The following is a 21,281-nucleotide window of genomic DNA, read 5'->3' on the forward strand; positions in this document are numbered from 1 at the left end:
GGGTCTCACCTCCTCGCTTCGTGTCTCGGCTGTGGGGCGAGCGTAGCAGGGGGCGCTGTCGCGTGCCTGCTTCGACGGGCGTCCGGCACGGTCGAGTCGACCGTGTTGTCGCGGCATCCGGCTCACGATCGGGACCAGTCGGCCGATAGCGTGCAGGTGTGTCGACCCCTCCCGAGTCCAGCGCTCTCGAAGCTCCGGTGACGGCGTTCGGCAGCACGCCTGCCAGGCAGGTGATCATCGAGTGCCTGCGCGTGCAGAGCAGCGTCGCGCCGCGTGGTCGGATCGCGCGGGTGTTCGGCCGATCACCGCTGTCCGCTGACTCCCGTTCGTGGTACCTGGGGACGCTCGGCGAGCGCGAGATCGCGCGTCGGCTGGCGGGTCTGGGTGGCGAGTGGACGGTTCTGCACTCCGTCCGTGTTGGTGTGCGCGGCAGCGACATCGACCACGTCCTGATCGGCCCCGGCGGCGTCTTCACGATCAACACGAAGCTCCACGACGACGCGAAGGTCTGGGTCGGAGCACGCCGCATCCTCGTGAACGGGCAGAAGACGGATCACCTGCGCAACTCACGATTCGAGGCAGAGCGTGCGGCACGACTTCTCAGTGCGGCAACCGGCACGGATGTCGCGGTGCACCCGGTCCTCGCGATCGTGGGTGCCCGCGAGGTGACTGTCAAAGAGCGACCGAAGGATGTCGCGGTCCTCCGCGACCGGGAGCTCGTGCGCTGGCTGCGCAGGCGACCGTCCAGCCTCGATGCGACCGCCCATGCACACCTCGCCGCGGTAGCCGCCGTCCCGACGACCTGGACCGTAGCGCCCGATGCGGAGGCCGTCGACCTCGGCCGGTTCAACGCGCTGCACGACGAAGTCCGTGCCGCGAAACGGGTGAGGCTGCTTTGGGCGTCGCTCGGCCTTCTTGCGCTGATCACGGCGACAGCGACGCCGCTGCTTATGCAGGTTCTCGGATGACGAGACGCGCGACTCCCCTTCGGATCCGAGTGGTCGCATCCGGCCGCTGGGACGTCCCCGCGGGGCGACCAAGACATCTAGCCGCGATGCCCGTGGCTACACGGCCTGATACGTTCGTCGCTGTAAGACGTCCGGTCGCCGGCTATCGGCGTGCGCTGCTTTTGGCCTTGGTATCAACGGGGGACGTGGCGCAATTCAACTGGGGAACATGCGGTGATTCTGGATGAGACGTCGGACGGTTTGGACCGTGGTCGGTGTGTGCGCGGGAGCTCTGGCTCTAGCTGCCGGTGGTGTCGCCTTAGTCGTCCAGCTCCTGGGAGACGTACAGGCAGACACGGCCATGAGGGCGACCCCTCAACAGTCCACAGAAGCGATGCATGGAGCTGAGCCAGTTGCGCCGGAGTCAGCGACGCCCGTGACCAAGGCGGCCGTCCCTCAGCCCGAGGACTCGGTGACAGACGCCGTGTCGACTCAGCCGCGTCCGACCATCGCATCAGGGTGTCGGACGATCCCTAACCGGGCGGTGCACGTTCAAGGTTGCTGTGAGTGGTGCAGAACCACGGGCTGCGCGAGACCGACGCTGTAGCGGAGAGTGGCCTAGCCTGCTCACGTGCCAATCACACCCAGCGAGTACGTTCGCGACGGCCCAACGAGTGCGTGGCACGTTCCCGACCTCGTGCCGGCGAACGGGCGCGACATTCGACTGCTTTTCATACTCGAATCGCCCCACGTCGACGAGCTTGAGGCGCCCAGACGCCCAGTCGTCGGTGATGCGGGGAAGTCAGCGCTCAAGTTTCTGCAGGGCGCTAACTGGGGCGGCGACAGTCTGGGGGGCTTCGTCGCAGCTAGACACCGCACGGGCGAGGGTCGCCTCGCGGTGATGAACGTGTCGACAGTTCCGTTGCAGGCGGCGGCATTCGAGCGCACTGCCGTTCCGCCGGACTTGTCCAAGCCCGACTGGAAATGGTTAGGCGAGACGTTTCGGAAGTCGGTGGCATCGACCGTGAGTAGGACCCCAAGCACGAAAGCAAACTTGGTCGGCCAGATCCTTCTGGACGACCTGCAGGATCGCGTTGACCAGTTGGCGCTGGACTCAGCGTGCACGGTTGTCGCGTGCGGACGTTGGGTTCAGAGATATGTGCGAGAGCTCGAGCGAATGCCGGGCGTGCAACTCGATGTGCCACACCCCGCCAACAACCAATGGCACCCGGTCCAGTCGCCTGTCCCGAAGGCGTTGGAGTCAACGCGAAAGCTCTTCGGACGCTTCGCCTGACGGGCGATCTCTCCGGATCGTTGTCCGCGCGCGTTTGCCTAGGACGGCCCCCCCCCCCCCCCCGGGGCGAGACACACCCTGCGGATGGTCGAGGTATCGTTTGCCCTGAGACCCGGCCTCGGCACAGCGAAGCCTGATCCGAGCAAGACTTTGTCCCCGAAAGGAAGTCCTTTGGCCGGCAAGCTGTATAAGTACCTCGCCCCTGACCTTGCAGACAAGGCACTTTCGCAACATGGAGCAACACTCAAGTTCTCTCTGCCGAGCGAGTTCAATGACCCTTTCGAGTTGTTTCTCACCGTTGACCCCAATTCTCCCCCTGAAACTCTCGCTTTCTATGAGGAGGTGATCGGCGAGCTAGAGATGATGCCCACTACCTGCTTCTCACGTCACCCTGATGTCGTTCCAATGTGGGCTCACTACGGACAGAACGGCGAGGGGTTTGTAGTTGAGGTAGACGAAGCAGCACTACGTGCTGAGCTCGGTGACTCCTGTGCTATCCAGGACGTCACCTACCGCGACTCACCCCAGGAGAACCTCGCGCAATCTCTCGCGCGGGCTCAGTTTCGCCAGAAGTTTAGGGATATCTACTTTCTCCGCAATAGCGTCTATCACGCCGCGTACTTCACAAAGGCCTCCTGTTGGTCGTACGAGAAGGAGAGGCGTCTCGTCCTGAACAATGCGACCGACCTCGCTCACGTGGATGGAGCGTCACTCCTTTCGATTCCGCGCCAATGCGTGACCGCGGTGTTCCTCGGCTCGAACACCGACGCTTACACGCAGGCCAAAGTGCGCTCTTACGCCGCGAAAATCGGTTGCGAAGTGTATGAGTGCAGGATCGGGCGAAGCAACATAACCCCATTCTTCTTGGCTTCAGACGGTTCGTCGCGAGTCTTTGCGGAAGGGGCGCTCTCAGAACCCGACAACGCTTGCGATATGTGCGCCGAGCCTCTAGAAGAGGGCAATCGCTGCTCATGGTGCAGGATTGAGGACGCTGATCGTGATATTGCGGCAGCAAGTAACTCTTGGCGATCGCTCGCTGCACATGGACTCTTGGAGGAGTACATCAATTCCATGAACTCTGTCGGGAAAAAGTAGTCGTCCGGGACTGCTGAGGGTGTCGGTGACGCTTCTCGTGAGACCGCGTACGTGGCCTTTGATCACATTGGCTTCGAACTCGACGCGCGTCAACTTGGCGAGGAGTCGTTGCGGACTGATCGAACAACTATCCTCAGCAGGGGGCGGCGAAGCGAGGAAGTGGTGCGACACTTCCGCCCGTCAAAGCGACGCCAGACAGCGATCCCTCCGCGGGCATTGCCGTCCAGATGTCGATCGCAGACGCGGCGAGCGATGGATAGGTACAGTCAAGAGCTCCCCTAGCCTTACGCCATGCGTGAAGATATAACCACGGAGAGCCGCCCCGAATCGCGAGCTCGGCGAAGGTCGAACTCCTTCCTCAACTGGTTGGCAGTCGTTCTCTCAATTCTGTCGTTCACCGTCTCCGGGGTCACAGCGTGGGCCACGTGGGCGCAGGTCGCAGCGATTGAACAGTCGACGACCGAGGACCTTGTGGTCATCGGCGTTGGCACCGGGCCGCTCAACGCGCAGTCCGAAGAAGACATGGGCGATACTGGTGGGCGGATTCCGGCGTCGACCACACAGAGCGAAACCTTCTCCGTTTGGATGGACGTCGCCAACAACGGACGGGCTGCAGGGTCGATTACCGAACTGCACTACCTTGTCATCGGCCAGCAGCCGATCCCGATCTTCGCTGTGAAATGCGGCGCTCGCGAGGAAGAGGTTGCTCGCGAGTGCGTGTTGCCCATCGCCATTGAGCAGGGCGAACAGATCCGAATACGGGTTGACTTCGACACGCAGCAACGAGCGGCTATGAACTGCCCGCAACGAATGGAGTACTTACTCCTCACACTGACGGATTCAGCAGGTCATGATCTAAATATCGGGGAAGAGTACAAGGAGCGCCTGTGGGATTGCTCCAACTGACGCGCCTCAAGCCAAAGCGCGGGCGTCGGGAAGCTAGCGAGCTGGACGCATGTCCGATCCTCAAACATGCGGGCGCTCGAGCTGGATCCTTCGCCGGGCACCTCGACCCCGTTATGCCGGTCGTAGTTCGTGTAGGGAGCCGAGGCGTGCAGCTGAACAGGGCTCTTGCCTGCCAGGTCACCGGTGTGCGACTCATCCGTAGCGCCTGCTGTTGCGGTGACGATATGTCGAGTGTCAAGTGAGCGCCGCCTCGGTCGCGTGAACGGTCGTCTTCCCAGCGTCAAACGACAGGCTGCCCGCGACCGGGTCACCGACGGCTACCGCGCGACCGGCAAAGCGGACCCTAAGGTAATCGCATGACGACGGACGGCTTCCACCGCTTCGCAGGCCTGGTGGGCACATACATTCAGCGTCACGGCGACGAGGTGTCTGAGCAGGAAGCGCAGCAGAAGCTCGGCGGCCTTCTCGAGGTGTGGCGAAGGTCGATGCACGACCGTGACGGCGTGATGTCCCGCGAGGACGGTTCCGACCTTCGCGGGGATGAGCTCAGGTTGCCGAAGCTCCCGGCGACCGAGCGGAGCGTCGCAACGAAGAACGATCCGCTGCTACACGTGACCCCCGCGCAGCAGGCGGACCACGCCATCCTCACGTTCCACAACCTGATGCGCGGATTCGACAGCATGGTGGTCAACGACAACCGCGACGAGCTGCGCCTGCACCTATCCGCGGAGTTTGTGATGATACGCGCCCTCTACGAGACCGCGGCCGCCGCGCTGTGGGTGCTCGGTCCGGACAGCAGCGACGAGCGAATCACCCATTCCCTTCGCTTACGGTTTGGGGAACTGACGCACTCCCGCAAGCTCACTATCAAGTACGCCGAGCTCGCCGACGACGACACGGGCCTGCAGGCGCAGGAAGACTTCGTCGCCGGCCAGCTCGAGGATCTCACCCAGATGGCGTCACAGGCTGGGCTCGATGCCCGCACTGTCCACAAAGCCATCACTCCGGGGAATCTGGTGATCGAGGCGGGTCAATACGTGGACGAGCTGTCTCCCGCGCTGACGTACTGGTATTGGTCGACGGCGAGCTCTATCGCGCACGCAGAACCGTCGAATATGAACCTGCTGGCCGACATGCAATTTATCGGCGTGGACGTTCGGGACCAACCCATCGCGCACGTCGAACCGAGCGCCGTCGCCATCTGGAATCACCTCGACGTCGCCCACAAGATGATCTCCCAGGCGCACGAACTGTGGAATCGCCGAGCGGCTCCACCTTCGAACGCACCCGCGTGAGCGCCCTGCGGTGAAAGTCCTGAAACCTCAGCTCAGGTCGAGTACCCGCGGGTTCCACAGGACGACCGGCACTGTCGAGAGCCCGTACGTCTGATCACCGCTCATGCCGATGCGGAAGCGCAAGTCGTAATCTTCGGCGGTGCTTCGGACCTCAGCCTGGAGCTTGTCGTAGTCCCAAGACGAGTAGGGAGCGAAGGTGACGACGGCGAGTCGAGAGCGCCCTCCGGCGGGCCTGACGTTGTAAGCCCGGCCGTGATCCCTCACGTGGGTGGGCTCTCGGAACAGACATGCCCGTGACTCGTACTTGTGGAAGCGGCCGACGAGGCCGCTGTCGCTCGCGAGCATGTGGAAGCACGAGTCACGCGTGCCCACACTGAGCCCGTGGTCCGCAGCCCACGCGCGTTCGCGTTCCTCACGTCCGGGCAGAGCCAGTGTCTGGTCCGCATACAACGGGCGTCCGGAGGTCGCGTCGAACTGACGGAACGCGGTGGTGTAGCTGATGGAGTTCAGGTCCGCGAATGCGCGAACCTGTGCCTTGCGGCTGTGGTGGGTAGTCACGATCTCAACCTTTCGTCGATGTGCTCCGCGCAGCCATCGACGAGGGAAATCGAAGACAACTGAGAATTGGATACAGCGCGATCCCGTGGACCTTGTCGTCGTCTGTGTCGGTGCGCGGACCGAGACATCGGAGTAGGGCGTGCGCCACGCCCAGGATGTGCAACGCATGTGCGCCGGAGCCTATTCCCGAGCCGCCCGTGAGGCCGGCGTAAATCCCTCTTGGCAAGGCCTTCCGGATCGGTCCGATCGGGACGTGAAGGACCCACATGCCGCCGCCACGGCGAGGCCAACCCTGCGCTCGCACCGAACCCTTGGGCACGAATCGTCGGTCCGTGTTCCGCCGCCCGCGCGTTCATGCGCGAGCTTGGGCTGACCTCCCGAGAGCTCGACGAGGCGGGTTGACACGCTTCTCGGATCCCGGGTGATGTTCGGTGCGAGCAGCTAGTTGTACCCGGCCAGGACGTTGGTAGCGGCGAGCCTGGTTGAGCGAACGAGAACCTCCGAGTGGGATGTGGCTTGTCTAGGGCCAAGACCCACCGGAGGTTCTCGTGTCCCACGGTAACGCGCGACTGACCGTTCACGGTCGCCGATTGATCGTCCAACGCCACCAAGCGGGTTGGCCGCAAGCCCATATCGCCGCCGCGATGGGCATCTCCCGGAAGTGCGTGAAGACCTGGATCGATCGTTTTCGCGCCGAAGGCGATGCTGGACTCGCGACGCGGTCGTCACGACCTCACACGATGCCCACGAGAACCAGCGACGAGATCGAGCAGCGGGTCCTCACTGCACGGGCCAAGGAGCGAAGCGGCCCCGATGTCCTCGGCCCGAAGGTCGGGGTGCCCGCACGAACGGTGTCCCGGATCCTGCGCCGGCACAACGTGCCCTACCTGCGCGAATGCGATCCGATCACCGGCGAAGTGATCCGTTCCTCGAAGCAGACCGCAGTGCGGTACGAACGCGACCAGCCGGGCGAACTGGTGCACATGGACGTGAAGAAGCTCGGCCGGATCCCTGACGGCGGCGGATGGCGCGCCCACGGCCGCGCCAGCGCGTCGATCCAACGCGACCGCAACACCAAGGTCGGTTTCGACTACGTCCACTCCCTCATCGACGACCACTCCAGGCTGGCCTACAGCGAGATCCTTCCCGACGAGAAGGGGCCGACATGCGCTGCGTTCCTCGAGCGCGCGATCGTCTACTTCGCCGCGCACGGCATCACCCGGATCGAGCGGTTGATGACCGACAACGCCTGGGCCTACAGGTGGTCGCTCCGCGAGGTCTGCGCGACGCACGAGATCCGGCAGACGTTCATCAAGCCCCACTGCCCCTGGCAGAACGGCAAAGTCGAGCGACTGAACCGGACCCTGGCCACCGAGTGGGCCTACCGCCAGACCTTCACCAGCAATGCAGAGCGAGCCGCAGCCCTTGCACCCTGGCTCGAGCACTACAACAATGAACGTCGCCATAGCGCACTCGGAGGCCACCCGCCGATCAGCCGACTGCTACCAACCTGATGGCCGGGTACAGCTAGTCGCCGGCACGAACACCGCGAGCACCACCGTGCCAGAACTCTACGTCCCGAAGCTGATCCCGCTGCTGACGGCGCTGCTTCTTGGCCTGCTTCGCTCTCCCCAATGCCCGTGCCGGCCTACTGACCGCGGTCAGAGAAGTGGGCGCAGGTGAGGGCGCCGGTCGCCATTGCCGAGAAGCCGCTCAACAGTGGACTCCCGCCAGCCAAGTTCATGCGCGAGATCCGTCACGGTGACACCTTCGGACCGCGCGTAGTCGAAGGCCCGTTTGAGCAGAACAGGCGTCTCACCTTCGTACCGCGCTGTCGGCGAAGACTTTACAAGACCCGCGCTCTTCATCATCTCCAGCCGCTGGTATGCACGCCGCGCGGAGGCGTCGGAGAGCAAGCCGAGCTGGCGGGAGCGGTACACAATCGCTTTCATCTCGACTCCCCACTTCTGACTCAGGTGCGCGACGTAGTCCCATTCGACTTTCGGCCTCAACGCTGCGCGCATCGCGCGCTCAGGAAGAAGCAACTCGCCGGCAAACGCGTCGGCTTCCCGTTCGATCTCGATCTCCCCGTGCACCTCGTCCTGGTGGAGAGCGAAATGACCGAGCTCATGCGCCAGGTTGAAGCGGTGGCGGTAGACGTCATCAATGCGGTCCGGGGGCGTGACGACAAGCGGCCGGGAAAGCTTGCTTGTGGAAAACGCGCTTATTCGTTTGACCTCAGCGTCATCGGCGAAGGAGGCGAAGACGACGACGATGCCATTGGCTTCTGCAGTACGAGTCAAGTGCGGAAACGGCTCGTCTAGATGGATCCCCCATTGCTCACGCAAGCCCTCTGCCGCTTCACGCAACGCGGCCCGGTCAAGAGGCCCGTCAACAGATCGGGGAGTGGGGAGGTTGATGTCAGGGAACTGCACCCAGCGTTCGAGCGCGTGAGTCAACTCCCATACCTGCTCCGTGTAGGCGAGTGCCTTACTTCGCTGCCCCACCGTCGTAGCCCGTAGCGACTTGAAGTGCGCGTCGGAGCTGTCGAGAACAGCGCGTGGCCGACCTGTCGCGAAAAACGGGACCGGAACATCGAGAACGCGTGCCACGGCTTCCAGCACATTCGGGCGGGGAGCATTCACTCCCGCTTCCCACTGGCCAACCGCAGCGGCCGAGACCCCCACTTGAGATGCCAGGGCCTGCTTCGTCATCACCGCGAGCCGCCGCGCTTGACGGAGCCTGCCTGCGTCGAACAGTGCCGCGACGTCGGCGGTACGAGGTTCGGTGGGACTAGTCATCGGAGACAATCTTCGCGGCTTCCCGCGCACGCGCGATCTCGTCCTCGTCTACCGGGGAAATCGCCTTTCGACGCCGCGGAGACATGGAAGGCACCGGGATCATGCCGGTGTCGAAGCGAGGTTCTGCGTCGACTTCGCGGAGGCGCTGCGGTGCCGCCCGGTAAAGGTCGAGGTCCAGCGGAACGAAATGGACCCATTCCACGAATCCGTCTGCGCGGAGTCGGCCCTGGCCGAGGCCCGCCCCGAGGACCCCCGAGTCGGCGTTCGCGACGAAGGGAACGAGGAGTGCGCGACGCGGCCACACCGGCGCGGAGGTTCCCCAGCCCTCTTCTTCACCGGCACCGAACTCGAGTACCTGAGCGCGAGGCATCCGATTCGACAGCGCAACCAATGCATCACGGATCCGGCGGGGTTCCATCGCCGCGCTGTCCAGGCTCTCCTTGACCCGGGAGTCCTGGCGATATGCGTAGATGGCTGTGTCATTGACGACCGGAATGTCGTACGACGCGCCGTCGGGACGGTAAACCGAGAACTCTCCCGCCGCGGCTGCAGCCGCGACCATCTCTTCGTGAACGGCGAGCCACAACGAGTTGCCGTACGGGTTCAGTTGACGAAGCCGGCTGGCGGTCTGTGCGTCTTTCGCCCGCTCGTTGGCGGTGCGCAGACCATCCGGAATTCGGGCCACGACATCGACCGTGCGAGGCCCCAGCAGCTCGGTAAGCCAATCCGGATGTGTAGCCACGCGAGACCCCCTTGATTGCGCCGGCGCCCTGCCGACATCAAAAAAGTTACACCTCGGCTAGCGACTTTGGCGATGGCGACACGCTAAAACTTCAGTTCTCTTCACCAATTGCGCATCCACGCGCTATGCTCGTCTCGTCTCAACGGAGACAAACGAAACGACCCCGCAGCGGTCGTGCCGCCACGGGGTCGAGAGTTCCGGAAGAACACCAACGATTCTATGGGGCGCGGTCGATCGAGGTCACCAGTAAGGAGCCAGCACCATGCCCGATCCGAAGAACCACAACAAGCCCTGGACCGCCGCCGACAACGCACAACTGCGCCGCGAGGCTGCGGGGAACACTCCCACGCGCGTCATCGGCCTTCACCTCGGTCGCACGCCGGATGCCGTTCAGTCCCGCGCGTCTGATCTCGGCGTTTCGCTGAAGCCGACCAACCAGAGCCCCTACGGCACCCGCAAGAAGTAGGAGTCACGCGCACCTGGCGTGCGCGTGACTCACGGTCCCCTTCGGTGCCGTCGGCCTCGGTGGCACCGAAGGGGATTACAGACGGATACCAGCGCCCCGAGATCATGCTGTTCCTCGGATCCGATTTCAGCAGATGCGACTGCAACTCGTCGCGCTAGGAATCCGGACGGCCGATATCCGCACAAGCATTCGTGCGCGAGCTCAAACTGGCAACTAGCTCTTGACGGGCGGAAGCGCTGACCTCATCGCAAGACGGTCCTGGAACGTCCGAGGTTGACCGTATGTTGACGACATGAGCACAGTCGCAGCCGGGGAACGTCCTTCTCGTGTCGAATTGATCGCGTCCACGCTGCTGGGTCCGATCCCGGTGCTGACGACGCTCTACTTCGTGGTCGGCATTGGGTCACTATTCGGCCAAGTGTGGGCAATCGCGTTGTTCTGGTCCCTGACGGTGGTCGTCGCCGGCATCACGATCACAGTGCTTGCCGGCGCTCGCCCCCTTCCTCGACTCGCCGACCAGAGTCATCTCGTTAACCGGCTGTCGTGGCTTGGCCGTTACGGAACTGCGGCCTTCCTGCTTTGCGTTTCCACGTTCCTAGGCGGCATGGCCGGGGTGGCTGTTCCTGCGGGCTCGGCGCAGCAAGTTGCCGACGCGCTGTCTTCGCTCGTCGGGGCTGTGGGAATCTACGCGATCCAGGCCGCGATCGTCATCTTCCTGGTGTGGCTGACGATTGACGTCAAACGGCTCGGCGTCGATCATCGTCGCGCAGGCTTCGCGCGGTCCGTCACCTACTTACTCGGACAGCGCGTAACGAGCGTGTGCGATCATCCCGCGGTCACGCGGTGGATCATCGCGCTCACGTCTCCGCTGCTGGTTTCGCTCGCTGCGGCAACCGCGATCGTCTCGATGTTCCTGCATACGGCTGGTTCGGTTTCCTAAACCGAACCTCTCTCCGGCTCATATCGGTCTCGTCGGTAGAGGTCGGGCGTACTTTGACCGGTCCACATACGATCGCTCCAAAGACCTCGTTGCGTGCGGGAAGACTGCTTCGCTCCGCACGTGCTCGACATTGTCAGCTTCATTGGATTTGCATGACTCGCATCGCCAGCGAGCCGTTCACGTGGAACGGTATCGTCCAGTTATGGAAATCGAAACGGAAGATCTGCCGTGGCTAGCGAAAGTTGGTGCGGTACCGACTCTTCCGAGCCCAACCGATGGCTGGCGAGACCAGCTCATCCGTCTGCTGGAGTGGCTGGTCGACGCGGGGCCATTGCCTAAAGAGACGGCCTTCTTGAACCCCACGTCAGACACGCGATACACCCTCGAGCAATACGCGAATCAGCTGGCGCCTTTCGACATCTTGACACGGACTGCCGAACGGCAAATTGAGGTTGGGCACTTCGGTCGCGAGTGGCTGAAGGATCCCTCGCCAGCTGACCTGCTGAAGCAGATTCACGCAAGGGCCAAATTCGTTGGCGAGCTCCTCTCTGCCATCAGCGACAGGCCTCGCGAAATGGTCGAGTTGCACGATCTTGCCAACGACGAGTACGAGCTCGACTGGCGAAGCCGGGACCAGATCCGCCGACGGATGACGTGGCTCATATCGCTCGGATTCGCGGAGCGCCTCTATAACAACTTCTATGCGATCACAGATCGCGGTCGCGACGTCTTACCAGCCCTCGTTCTACACGTGACCGACGCCGGTGACGAAAATGATCAGCTGTCCACACCCCTGCCGAACTCCGGGCCGGCAATCCAAGCTCTCGTGATGACCCATGCCGCCGACCCGACTGTGGACAGGGAGCGCCGTCGCGGGCTGGGCTACCTCCCAGCCAATCCCGACAGCCCGGTTGAGAAGTCGATCGCTGTTCTCGCCGCGCTTGCTTTGCAGCAGACCTCGATCGAGGACTTCGTTGCCACCGCGCGCGCAACGTTTGACCTCAGCGAGAGTAGCGCTAAGTCTTCGCTTGGAACTCTTCGCGGCTGCGGCCTGTTCGACCCAACTGGACGATCTACGTTCGTCGCGAGTCCGACGGCCCGCGAGTGGCTCCAGTCAGGTTCCACGCTAGATCTCGTACGAATTCTTCACGCTAGGACGTTCCCGGTGGGCGAGGTGATCGGCTTGATCGATGAGGCGAACCGAGCTCCTTCGCTGGCCGCAGCCATCGATGTGCGGTACGGCCAAGGTAGTACTTCTGCCCTCGCGGTGGCGCGAATCCTTCCCTTCCTCCTCGCGGTTGGCGCTATTCGCGAGATCGGATATGCGCGTTACGCGAGCACTCTCTTTGGGCGCAATCTTGCTGATTCGCTGCCGCTTCGACGCCCGATCATGGAGAACGTCGAGGAGGTGACTCGGCCGATCGCCGCCAATGAGCCCGAGCCGACTGCCGAGGAAATCGCGAGCGAACTCGTGGCCGCGGGCACGCGGTCGGAGCAGCCTCAAAGACTTGAGCGGGCTGTCGCCGCCGCGCTCAGTTATCTCGGCGCGGCAGCCCAGGTCGTCGGTGGCCCGGGAAACACAGATGTCTTGGTCGAGATCGGCACGCAACCAGCAGAGAGGACCATCGCGATCATCGATGCCAAGTCGTCAACACACGGCGTCGTCAATGAGAATGCGGTCAAGCTCGATGCGATCGAAGACCACAAACGAAAGCACGAGGCATCGCTCGCGGCCATTGTGGGCCCAGGTTTCGCTGGGCGACTCTCGACCTGGGCCGCTGACAAGAAGATCGCGCTGATCTCGACCGACTTGCTCGCCTCGCTAGTTCTCCGGCACTCCACCACGCCGCTCGGGCGCGCAGACCTCAGGGCGCTTCTCGAGGGCAATCTCAGGCATCAGGAGCTCGATAAATCCCTGACGGCGCGGAGCGCGGCGACGGGACTGGTTGGCATCGTTCTGACTGTCCTGTTGCGCGAGGCAGAGGAAAACGACCCTAACGTCACGGCAGGCCTTGATCTCGACGGAATGTACCGGGCCATTCGCGACCAGTTCGCAATCAAGGCCGACAAGGACGACCTTCGAATCGCTGCCGACCTTCTCGCTTCACCACTAATCGCAGGCGTAGCTCTCAAGGGGAGTCACTACCTTGCAGTTGAGCCCGTGACAACCATCGCACTTCGACTAACAACGCTTGCCACGTCGCTTGAGGGATCGGACCACAACGAGCCACCGCTCTGAAGCCGGTCCTTCATCAACACACGTGATGAGATATCGCGAGCGCCTTTCATGACGCGTCCGACCTCGCGCGAATAGCCGGCCCGAAAGCCTGCCCGCTGACCGCTCCGCGTGTGGAGCGCCGCTACATCCCGATCCCGCGCCCCGCACTCGACACCCCAACCGCCGGCCCCATCACCATCGCCGCCTCCCGGTTCCGCCGCGCGCCGCACCTCCGCCTGAGCCGCGCGCACGGCATCCTGCATCGTCAGTTCGGGCGTACCTCGCTGCATCGACTCGGCGAGACACTCGCGGGCGGCGGCATCCGTCCGCGCGACCACGATCGCTACGTTGTGCAAGCGCCCGCGTGTGAGGCCGACGTAGAGCCCCGCCGCGTCCACATCCGGCCCGACCACGGAGGCGTCGGCGGTGTCGCCCTGCACCCCGTGCACCGTCGACGCGTAGGCGAGCTGCAGGTGCTGACGTGCATACTCGGCAGACACTCGCCGCAACTCGCCGCTGTCGCCAACCGACACGAGATCGACGAACTCTTCGTTGATGCCGCGCACGATCCACTGCGCGCGATTCTCGACGCCCGTGAACCGGTCGTTGCGACGGGTCTGGACGGTATCGCCGACGAGGATCCGCTGCTGCCCCATTCCCCATGCGACTGCGCGGACGTCGAGCTCGCCCTGATCGACTCGCCGCTGCTGGATGGCATCGTTGATCGCATCCGCCTCAGCATTCGTGCCGGATACCAGCGTTACCCGCTTGCCGCCCGCGTGCCACTCGCGGTACGCGTCGATCAGCCGCTCACGCGCCGCGTCGTGATGATCGACCCGATCGACGTGCCCGTGTTCGGCGAGTTCGCCCGCAACCACCAGCGCACGCTCGCGATCACCCGCATCCCGCAGCCGCAGCGTGACCGCCGCGTACTCGGGATCGCGGAACCGGTGCACCGTGTCGAGCTCGATCGCAGCGTTCGCGTGCCGGATCGCGGAACCCATCGCGCCCGCATGTCCGACCGGTAACGCCTGATGCGTGTCACCCACGAACGCCAGTCCGACGCCCTGCTCGATCGCGAGCTCGACGAGGACGTTCGCCGTCTGCAGGTCGACCATGCCGGCTTCGTCGACGACGATCCGATCGCGAGAACGCAACACGTACTGGGTGGGTCCGCCGTATACGGCGCCCGTGCTGGGATCGACTTCTCCCACTCGAAGCCTGGTCCACACCTTCGCACCGGCCTCGTCGGTGCTCCATCGGTAGCCTGAGTATTTGCACCTCTGAGCGCCAGTGAATATTGTGGTGGCGCGCCACCCGGTATTGCGTTTCGGGGCCGCCGGGTATCGCCGGTGAGCGCCACCCGCGGCGCGACGCTCACCGGCGGGCTGGGTCAGCTGGTCATCGCGGCGTGTTCGCGCATGTTGACGTCGCCGGTTTCGATCCAGAGCGTGTTGTGCACGATGCGATCCATGATCGCGTCGGCGTGGACGCCACCGCCGAGGCGTTGGTGCCAGTCCTTCTTCGCGTATTGGGTGCAGAACACCGTCGAAGCGGCGTCGTAGCGCCGCTCAAGGAGTTCGAGGAGCATGCTCCGAACGTCGTCCGTTGGCGGGTCGAGGAGCCATTCGTCGATCACCAGGATCGTGAACGCCGAATATTTGCGCAGCCACTTCTCCTTCCCGGCGGGCTTGTCTCGAGCGACGGCCCAGGCCTCTTCGAGGTCGGGCATGCGGATGTAGTGGGCCCGGTAGCGGTGTTTGCAGGCTTGCTTCGCGAGCGCGGACCCGAGGTAGGACTTCCCTGACCCGGTGAAGCCTTGGAACACGACGTTTTGCTGCCTCGTGATGAACTGGCAGGTCCCGAGCTGCGCGATCACGCCCCGGTCCAGGCCCCGCTGCTCGAGCAGGTCGAGGCGGCGCAGGTCCGCGTTCGGGTAACGCAAGCCCGCACGTCGGATGAGTCCCTCGACCTTCGACTGGGTGAATGTGGCGTGGGCGTCGTCGACGGCGAGCTTGATGCGCTCCTCGAACACCATCCCCAACGTGAGGGTGTCGTCCTGCACGTCGAACGCGTCCACCAGCGATGTGACCCCCATCTCACGCAGCTTCCGCTTCGTCTCCGAGTCGAGCCGGCTCACCGGGCGCCCCCATCGGCGTAGTAGTCCGCGCCGCGAACATACCCGCCAGGCTCGGCCGTGGGCTCGGAGGGTTCGAGCCAGGTACCCCTGCCGCGTTGGTCCTGGTTCGAGGCGAGGATCGGCCGCAGGTGCGCGTAACGTGGTGATCTCACTCGTGAGGCCAGCGCGATGCCCGCGGCGGCTTCGACCCTGGTGGCGGAGTATCGGCGCGTCAACCGCAGCACGGCGAGGGCCGCGTCGAGGCCTTGCTCCTCGACCGGCACGGCCTCGAAGATCCGGTTCACGACGGTGGTCGTGTTCTCCCCGATTCGGGCCGCCCACTCCCGGACCCGGGCCGCGTCCCACTGCCGGTAGCGGGACCCGTCGGGCAGGTCACCATCATGCGTCCGATACTCGTTGACCATCCCGGCCGGGGCGATCAGATGACTGGTCAGCCGATCCTGCCCCGCGAACACCTCGATCGTCGTGTCGGTGACCCGCAGGTCGACGCTGGCACCGATGTGGGCGGCGGGGACGGAGTAGAAGTTCTTCTCGAACACCACGTGCCCGTTCTTCTGGACGCGGCGTCCGTAGACCCATCGGGCGATCTCGAACGCCACGGCCGACAGCGGTCGCAGCAATGGCTTCTCCTCCGCTTCGAACACGCTCGACCTGGACCCGGCGCGTTTCTGGAACGGTTCCGCGTTATACGCGGCGACGCGCTCATAGACCGCCGAGCGCAGCTCCGGCAGCGTCCCGAACGGCCGGTCGCGTAGGGACGCGATCACCCAGGTGGCGATGTTGCCGACCGTGTTCTCCACGCTCGCCTTGTCTTTCGGTTTGCGCACCCGGCCCGGCAGTACCGCGGCCGAGTAGTGCGCGGCCAGCTCCCGATACGCGTCGTTGAGGACCACCTCGCCCTCGGCTGGGTGCTTGATCACCCCGGTCTTCAGGTTGTCGGGCACGACCCGTGGGACGGACCCGCCGAACCAGTCGAACATCGCCGTGTGCGCACGCAGCCAGGTGTCCTGCTTCATGTCGAGCGTCGGCTCAACGAACGCGTACCGGGAGAACGGCAACGTGCCGACGAACAGATAGACCCGCGCCGTCGACGCGCCGGTGACCGGGTCAGTCAGCTGCATCGTCGGCCCCGACCAGTCGACCTCGACCGTCTGCCCCGCCTTGTGACCGACGCGGGACGCGGCCCCGGCGATAAGGACGTACCGCGCGTAGGTCTTGCAGAACCGGTCATAGCCCATCGTGGTCTCACCCTTGGCACGGCACGCATCGACATACTCACCGTGCAGCAGCTTCAGAGTCACCCCAACCTTCGCGAGCTCCCGGTGCACCCGCTCCCAATCCGGTTGCGCGTGCACGCTCTCATGCTCGCCCCTCCCGGGAAACAGTCGCGCATACACGGCTGCTTCCTCGAGGTCGGCGATATCGTCCCAGCCGATGCCTTCTCGGTCGGCTGCGTCGATGACTGCGGCTACCGAGTGCCGGGACATGCCCTGCGCGGCGATCTGCCGCCCGGTGAGGCCTTCCGCGCGAAGCCGAAGCACCAGCTTCGCCTTGATCTTGCGTACCATCCGAATCACTCCTCCTGCCGCGTGATTGGCCACACGGCAGGAGGAGCCTACGAGGGTGGCGCTCACCCCGAATATCGAGCGGCGCCCACGAACACGATCACATCGACGGGCAACCGGTGCTCAACCGCAATACCCCTGGCGCTCAGAAACGCGAATATTCATAGCCGTGATCCGAGAGCAGGGCATGAATACTGGATGCCGCGGCCCCGACCTCGCGAGACGCCACCGATGCTGCCTTCCGCGTGGGAGCAACGACAAGCATCCGCCGCCGTTGCGACGTGAGCGTCGCGAACGCAGCGCGCAGCATCGTCGTCCTGCCCGCTCCGGCGGGTCCGGTCACCGTCACGAGCCCGTCCGAGCCGGCGATGGCACATGCGGCAATGCCCTGCGACGCATCCAGTGCCGACAGATCCTCGTTCGGCGCGAACCGGAGCAACTCGCCCGGCATCTGGGGAGCGCCCCGGTTCGGCGAGCACGTCCAACCGGCCGGCGAGACGTGTTTTGGCGCGCACTGCTTGGGTCGCCATGAACGCCTTCGCGTGCGCCAGCGGATCATCCGCAACGAGCCGGTAGACGGCCCGTGTGGCACGCTCCGCAATCTCGGAGATCAAGCCATCCAGCCTGTCGCGCTCCGCAACGACGCCCGAGCGCGAGAGCGCGCGTATTGCGCCCGCACGGATGTCGAAGATGCTGAACCGTCCGCCGCATGATGTGGACCGTTCGTCCGCATCGACGACCGCCTTTGCAGCGAGCAGATCCAGGTCGACTGCCTGTGGGTCTGTTGCAACGACGGGAGTGGATGCGCGCGGCGCGGTCAGACTCGGATCGATCGCTGCAGTCTCGTCGCGGCCGCGCGCCTCCCAAGACGGCTCATCGCCGGGCAAAGAAGGCCCGGACTTCCACACGTACAGTCACGCCGTCGTGCACTGGAATCTGCCGAGCAACCCCGTCGATCTTGAGCAGCGCGAGGGACGCGTGCACCGGTACAAGGGGCACGCCGTGCGCAAGAACGTAGCGGCGCAGTACGGTGATGCGGCGCTGGCAAGGCCGGACGACGATCCGTGGGCCGCGATGTTCGATGCAGCCGTCGCGGATCGGCCAGAGGCGGCATCCGACATCACTCCGTCTTGGGTGTTCACGCGACCCGACGGCGAGGTCATCGAGCGGTACGTGCCCGCGCAACCGCTGAGCCGCGAGTCGGCGCAACTCGAGCGCCTGCAGCGCACCGTGGGTGCCTATCGGCTGGTGATGGGCCAGCCGCGGCAGGAGGATTTGCTGCGCTACATCGGCGAGCGCGACGGGGACGTCGACTGGATGCGGATCGACTTGAGCCCGCGGGCAGAGTGAAGAGGGCACTTCCGTCTTCCTCAAATGCGCACGACGACACAATTCAGTATCACAGCTTCCAAACAATGGCCGAGCCGCTCAGGGCACGCGTTGCTTCTGGCGACTACGCGAGCGAAAGCGAGGTCGTCCGTCACGGTCTGCGCACACTGTTTGCCCGTGACGAGGCTAGTTAGGCCATGATCGAACCGTGGCACGAATGCGCAGTGTGGCTGAACAAGCAGCGATCCGCGAGGACGTTTTCCGCTGGCTCGATGATGTCTTGATCGGCCACGGCGGGTACGAGATTCCGCGTACACTGCTGCTGTCATACGAGTATCGCGGTGAGCGCATCCCACTGCTCGACACAGGTCGCGGCATCCGGAACCCAGCTGACTTCTCGTCGACGTTGTCGATCATGTCGGGCTGGAAGAAGAACCAGTATGAGGACTACGAAAGTGATGACGGCTGGGTCACGTATCACTATCGCGCAGGCGAGGGCGGAGACAACGTCAAGCTGATCCGCGCGTTCGAGGATCAGGATCCGATCGTGTACTTCCGCGCGGTGCGCGAGGGGTACTACCTGCCGTATTACCCGATCCAGATCGCGGAGAACGACCCAGCGGGCCGGGTGGTGCGCTTTCCCCTTGACGAAGGTCTCGCACTGCTGGGCGACCCCATGGCTTACACGATCGCGCAGAAGCGCTATGCCGACCGGCTCGTGCAGACTCGCCTCCATCAGCCCATCTTTCGAGCGCGTGTCCTGCACGCCTACGACGGCTCGTGCACGGTGTGTGCGCTGCGCCACGCTGAGCTCTTGGATGCTGCGCACATTGTTCCGGATGCTTCGGAGCACGGCGTCGCCCACGTGACGAATGGGCTCGCCATGTGCAAGATCCACCACGCGGCCTACGACCGAAACCTGATGGGGATCACGCCTGACTTCGAAGTGCGCATCAACTCCGACCTTCTCAACGAGGTGGACGGCCCCATGTTGCGGCACGGCCTGCAGGATATGCACGGACGGGACATTCGCCTGCCGACCCGACGCACTGAGCAGCCGTCACGTGAACGGCTTGCGGAACGGTTCGCTGAGTTCGCGGCACGGTGACTCGAACACCCCTCTAGGGGTCTGCGTCCTCCCATCACGAGCGGTCAGTGAGTCTGCCGGCGACCGAGGAATGGCGTCGGGTGGCCGGTATGCGTGCAGCACTGCCGACACAGCGCCGCGGCGGATGAGACACTCGCGCTGCTGCGTGTCGTCACTGTCACCGAGAAGCGCGACTTCTACCCCCGCACAGCTTTCGAGCGTGGTCGGCAGTCCGCCTTCAGACAGGGATCACTCGCGTCCCGACCCAGCTTCGCGCCACGGTGCCATCCGACGCTCGAATACCTTCACGATGGCCATGATGATCACCGAGATGATCACCATGACGACCACACCAGCCAGATAGCGCGGCGTGTTGAACACCTCGGCATCCGACCTGATCCGGTATCCGATTCCGACGGTCGCTGCGATGTACTCGCCGACCACGACCGCGATCATTCCCTTCCCGATGGCCAGCCGCAGCCCGGTGATGAAGAACGGCAGGATCGAGGGGAACGTGACATCCCGGTAGACCTTCAGCCCCCGCGCGCCGAAGGATCTGGCGGCCCGGATGAGGGTGGCATCCGTCGTCTGGACGCCCTCGATCATGTTGATGAGAACCGGGAAGATCGCGAGGATCGCGACGTTCGCGATCTTCGAGCCGATACCGAGCCCGAACCAGATGACCAGCAACGGCGTGAGGACGAGGATCGGCGTCGAGTAGAGCGCGTTCACGATTGGGTCGAAGGCGATGCGGAGCCGACGGTTCGATCCGAGAAGGATCCCGAGCGGCACACCCAGGGCCAGCGCGATGGCCATGCCGATGAGGAACTCCGTCCCGCTGACGGCGAGATCGGACCAGAGCGGACCCTGGGCGAGGGCGATGAGTCCTTGGAAGATCTGCGACGGCGAACTGAAGAACAGCGGGTTCCACAGCTTGAAGGCCCCCGCGGTCTCCCAGACGATCAGAATGACGACGACCGCGGTGATGGGGAGGGTCAGCTTCTCATACCGTCGCCACCATGACTTGCGCGGCTCGACGCGGATACGCTCGACGGTTCCGTCGTGGCGCCTCTTCTCCTGGATGCTGACGCTCACGACGTCTCTCCTTCGCGCTCGCGCTGCTGGACGGTCTCCACCTCGTGACGGAGGTGGTCCCACAGATGCTCGCGATACTCGTCGTATCGCGCGACATACTCGGCCGAATGCGCTTCCGGGAGGTCCACCCGAATGTCGTCGCGAATCCGAGACGGCCCCGCCGACATCAGCAGGATGCGGTCGGAGAGCTGGATCGCCTCGTCGAGGTTGTGGGTGACGAAGACGATCGTCCGGTTTTCCTCTGCGACCAGCGAGCGCAACTCCTCGCGGAGGATCTCCGCGTTCTGCGCATCGAGAGCGCCGAACGGTTCGTCCATGAGCATGATGCTCGGCTCAACGGCGAACGCGCGGGCCAGTCCGACGCGCTGCTGCATCCCTCCAGAGAGATTGTGCGGATACAGCTCGGCCGCAGACGCGAGCCCCACCTTGTCGAGGAAGTGCAGGGCGGTCTCGCGCCGTCCCTTCTTCGGAAGCTCGGGCCGCCGATATCGCAAGCCCAGCTCGACATTGCTGAGCACGGTCTTCCACGGCATCAACGCGAAGTTCTGGAAGACCATGGCCCGCTCGGGATCGCCCGGCTTCGGTGCCCTCCCGTTGACCAGGATGCTTCCCGAGTCCGGGGAAGCCATACCGTCGAGCATCGCGAGGAGAGTGCTCTTCCCACATCCGCTCGGGCCGATCAGCGATACGAACTGACCCGCCTCGATGGCGATATCGACATTGTCGATCACCAGCTTCCTGCCGTAGCCGAAGCAAACCTTCTCGATGCGAATGACCGGCTCGGCATGCGATGCAGTCATGGG

The 21,281-nt window shown here is 64.2% G+C and carries 20 protein-coding genes; 11 read left to right on the forward strand and 9 right to left on the reverse strand.

Annotated elements, in window-relative coordinates; translation table 11 throughout:
- The first annotated feature begins 158 nt into the window (after positions 1–158).
- From AC0L6F_RS10175 to AC0L6F_RS10195, 5 genes are all read left to right on the forward strand, one after another.
- On the forward strand, positions 159–968 hold the full coding sequence (locus AC0L6F_RS10175) for a nuclease-related domain-containing protein (protein WP_473537807.1): 810 nt from the start codon (positions 159–161) through the stop codon (positions 966–968).
- A gap of 610 nt (positions 969–1,578) precedes the next feature.
- A complete protein-coding gene (locus AC0L6F_RS10180; protein WP_473537808.1) occupies positions 1,579–2,241 on the forward strand; it encodes a hypothetical protein in 663 nt (220 codons plus the stop codon).
- A gap of 171 nt (positions 2,242–2,412) precedes the next feature.
- On the forward strand, positions 2,413–3,336 hold the full coding sequence (locus AC0L6F_RS10185) for a DUF2971 domain-containing protein (protein ID WP_473537809.1): 924 nt from the start codon (positions 2,413–2,415) through the stop codon (positions 3,334–3,336).
- Between the two features lie 291 nt (positions 3,337–3,627).
- Positions 3,628–4,242 (forward strand): hypothetical protein, encoded by a 615-nt coding sequence (locus AC0L6F_RS10190; RefSeq protein ID WP_473537810.1) that lies wholly within the window; start codon positions 3,628–3,630, stop codon positions 4,240–4,242.
- 356 nt (positions 4,243–4,598) lie between these two features.
- The gene (locus AC0L6F_RS10195) at positions 4,599–5,537 is read left to right on the forward strand and encodes a hypothetical protein (RefSeq protein ID WP_473537811.1); all 939 of its coding nucleotides are present in this window, start codon (positions 4,599–4,601) and stop codon (positions 5,535–5,537) included.
- Positions 5,538–5,564: 27 nt separating this feature from the next.
- On the opposite strand, the gene AC0L6F_RS10200 is transcribed toward AC0L6F_RS10195, so the two are convergent.
- Positions 5,565–6,095, reverse strand: coding sequence for a hypothetical protein (locus tag AC0L6F_RS10200; RefSeq protein WP_473537812.1), 531 nt, complete (start codon positions 6,093–6,095; stop codon positions 5,565–5,567).
- A gap of 548 nt (positions 6,096–6,643) precedes the next feature.
- Here AC0L6F_RS10200 and AC0L6F_RS10205 point away from each other — a divergent pair.
- Positions 6,644–7,609: an IS481 family transposase gene (locus AC0L6F_RS10205; protein WP_473537795.1), complete on the forward strand. Its 966-nt coding sequence runs from the start codon at positions 6,644–6,646 to the stop codon at positions 7,607–7,609.
- A 147-nt stretch (positions 7,610–7,756) separates the two neighbouring features.
- Here AC0L6F_RS10205 and AC0L6F_RS10210 read toward each other — a convergent pair whose 3' ends face one another.
- Positions 7,757–8,896: a helix-turn-helix domain-containing protein gene (locus AC0L6F_RS10210; RefSeq protein ID WP_473537813.1), complete on the reverse strand. Its 1,140-nt coding sequence runs from the start codon at positions 8,894–8,896 to the stop codon at positions 7,757–7,759.
- On the reverse strand, positions 8,889–9,638 hold the full coding sequence (locus tag AC0L6F_RS10215) for a hypothetical protein (protein ID WP_473537814.1): 750 nt from the start codon (positions 9,636–9,638) through the stop codon (positions 8,889–8,891). Before AC0L6F_RS10215 ends, AC0L6F_RS10210 begins: the two co-directional genes overlap by 8 nt.
- A gap of 262 nt (positions 9,639–9,900) precedes the next feature.
- Here AC0L6F_RS10215 and AC0L6F_RS10220 point away from each other — a divergent pair, with 262 nt between their 5' ends.
- From AC0L6F_RS10220 to AC0L6F_RS10230, 3 genes are all read left to right on the forward strand, one after another.
- A complete protein-coding gene (locus AC0L6F_RS10220) occupies positions 9,901–10,104 on the forward strand; it encodes a hypothetical protein (protein WP_473537815.1) in 204 nt (67 codons plus the stop codon).
- A gap of 292 nt (positions 10,105–10,396) precedes the next feature.
- A complete protein-coding gene (locus AC0L6F_RS10225) occupies positions 10,397–11,044 on the forward strand; it encodes a hypothetical protein (protein ID WP_473537816.1) in 648 nt (215 codons plus the stop codon).
- A 202-nt stretch (positions 11,045–11,246) separates the two neighbouring features.
- Positions 11,247–13,283: a hypothetical protein gene (locus AC0L6F_RS10230; RefSeq protein WP_473537817.1), complete on the forward strand. Its 2,037-nt coding sequence runs from the start codon at positions 11,247–11,249 to the stop codon at positions 13,281–13,283.
- On the opposite strand, the gene AC0L6F_RS10235 is transcribed toward AC0L6F_RS10230, so the two are convergent.
- The 4 genes from AC0L6F_RS10235 to AC0L6F_RS10250 form a co-directional block, all read right to left on the reverse strand.
- Positions 13,187–14,476 carry an ATP-dependent DNA helicase gene (locus AC0L6F_RS10235; protein WP_473537818.1) on the reverse strand — a complete coding sequence of 430 codons (1,290 nt, stop codon included), beginning with the start codon at positions 14,474–14,476 and terminating at the stop codon, positions 13,187–13,189. The genes AC0L6F_RS10230 and AC0L6F_RS10235 overlap by 97 nt on opposite strands.
- 179 nt (positions 14,477–14,655) lie before the next feature.
- Positions 14,656–15,402 (reverse strand): ATP-binding protein, encoded by a 747-nt coding sequence (locus tag AC0L6F_RS10240; RefSeq protein WP_473537819.1) that lies wholly within the window; start codon positions 15,400–15,402, stop codon positions 14,656–14,658.
- A complete protein-coding gene (istA, locus tag AC0L6F_RS10245) occupies positions 15,399–16,970 on the reverse strand; it encodes an IS21 family transposase (protein ID WP_473537820.1) in 1,572 nt (523 codons plus the stop codon). The genes AC0L6F_RS10240 and istA overlap by 4 nt, the downstream gene beginning before the upstream one ends.
- A 142-nt stretch (positions 16,971–17,112) precedes the next feature.
- Positions 17,113–17,418, reverse strand: a complete 306-nt coding sequence (locus AC0L6F_RS10250; RefSeq protein ID WP_473537821.1) for an AAA family ATPase — start codon at positions 17,416–17,418, stop codon at positions 17,113–17,115.
- Between the two features lie 134 nt (positions 17,419–17,552).
- Between AC0L6F_RS10250 and AC0L6F_RS10255 the strand changes: the two genes are divergently transcribed.
- Both AC0L6F_RS10255 and AC0L6F_RS10260 read left to right on the forward strand, forming a co-directional pair.
- Positions 17,553–18,317 carry a hypothetical protein gene (locus AC0L6F_RS10255; protein ID WP_473537822.1) on the forward strand — a complete coding sequence of 255 codons (765 nt, stop codon included), beginning with the start codon at positions 17,553–17,555 and terminating at the stop codon, positions 18,315–18,317.
- Between the two features lie 196 nt (positions 18,318–18,513).
- Positions 18,514–19,404, forward strand: coding sequence for an HNH endonuclease (locus AC0L6F_RS10260; protein ID WP_473539990.1), 891 nt, complete (start codon positions 18,514–18,516; stop codon positions 19,402–19,404).
- A 228-nt stretch (positions 19,405–19,632) separates the two neighbouring features.
- Here the strand turns inward: AC0L6F_RS10260 and AC0L6F_RS10265 are convergent, their stop codons facing one another.
- A complete protein-coding gene (locus AC0L6F_RS10265; RefSeq protein WP_473537823.1) occupies positions 19,633–20,478 on the reverse strand; it encodes an ABC transporter permease in 846 nt (281 codons plus the stop codon).
- Positions 20,475–21,278 carry an ABC transporter ATP-binding protein gene (locus tag AC0L6F_RS10270; protein ID WP_473537824.1) on the reverse strand — a complete coding sequence of 268 codons (804 nt, stop codon included), beginning with the start codon at positions 21,276–21,278 and terminating at the stop codon, positions 20,475–20,477. Before AC0L6F_RS10270 ends, AC0L6F_RS10265 begins: the two co-directional genes overlap by 4 nt.
- Between the last annotated feature and the right edge of the window lie 3 nt (positions 21,279–21,281).

This window comes from Microbacterium sp. G2-16M, assembly GCF_055809115.1.

Coding starts and splice junctions, on each gene's coding strand:
- AC0L6F_RS10230 (WP_473537817.1), top strand. CDS start 11,247: ATGGAAATCGAAACGGAAGATCTGCCGTGGCTAGCGAAAGTTGGTGCG.
- AC0L6F_RS10190 (WP_473537810.1), top strand. CDS start 3,628: ATGCGTGAAGATATAACCACGGAGAGCCGCCCCGAATCGCGAGCTCGG.
- AC0L6F_RS10225 (WP_473537816.1), top strand. CDS start 10,397: ATGAGCACAGTCGCAGCCGGGGAACGTCCTTCTCGTGTCGAATTGATC.
- istA (WP_473537820.1), bottom strand. CDS start 16,970: ATGGTACGCAAGATCAAGGCGAAGCTGGTGCTTCGGCTTCGCGCGGAA.
- AC0L6F_RS10260 (WP_473539990.1), top strand. CDS start 18,514: ATGCGCAGTGTGGCTGAACAAGCAGCGATCCGCGAGGACGTTTTCCGC.
- AC0L6F_RS10195 (WP_473537811.1), top strand. CDS start 4,599: ATGACGACGGACGGCTTCCACCGCTTCGCAGGCCTGGTGGGCACATAC.
- AC0L6F_RS10210 (WP_473537813.1), bottom strand. CDS start 8,896: ATGACTAGTCCCACCGAACCTCGTACCGCCGACGTCGCGGCACTGTTC.
- AC0L6F_RS10220 (WP_473537815.1), top strand. CDS start 9,901: ATGCCCGATCCGAAGAACCACAACAAGCCCTGGACCGCCGCCGACAAC.
- AC0L6F_RS10270 (WP_473537824.1), bottom strand. CDS start 21,278: ATGACTGCATCGCATGCCGAGCCGGTCATTCGCATCGAGAAGGTTTGC.
- AC0L6F_RS10250 (WP_473537821.1), bottom strand. CDS start 17,418: ATGCCGGGCGAGTTGCTCCGGTTCGCGCCGAACGAGGATCTGTCGGCA.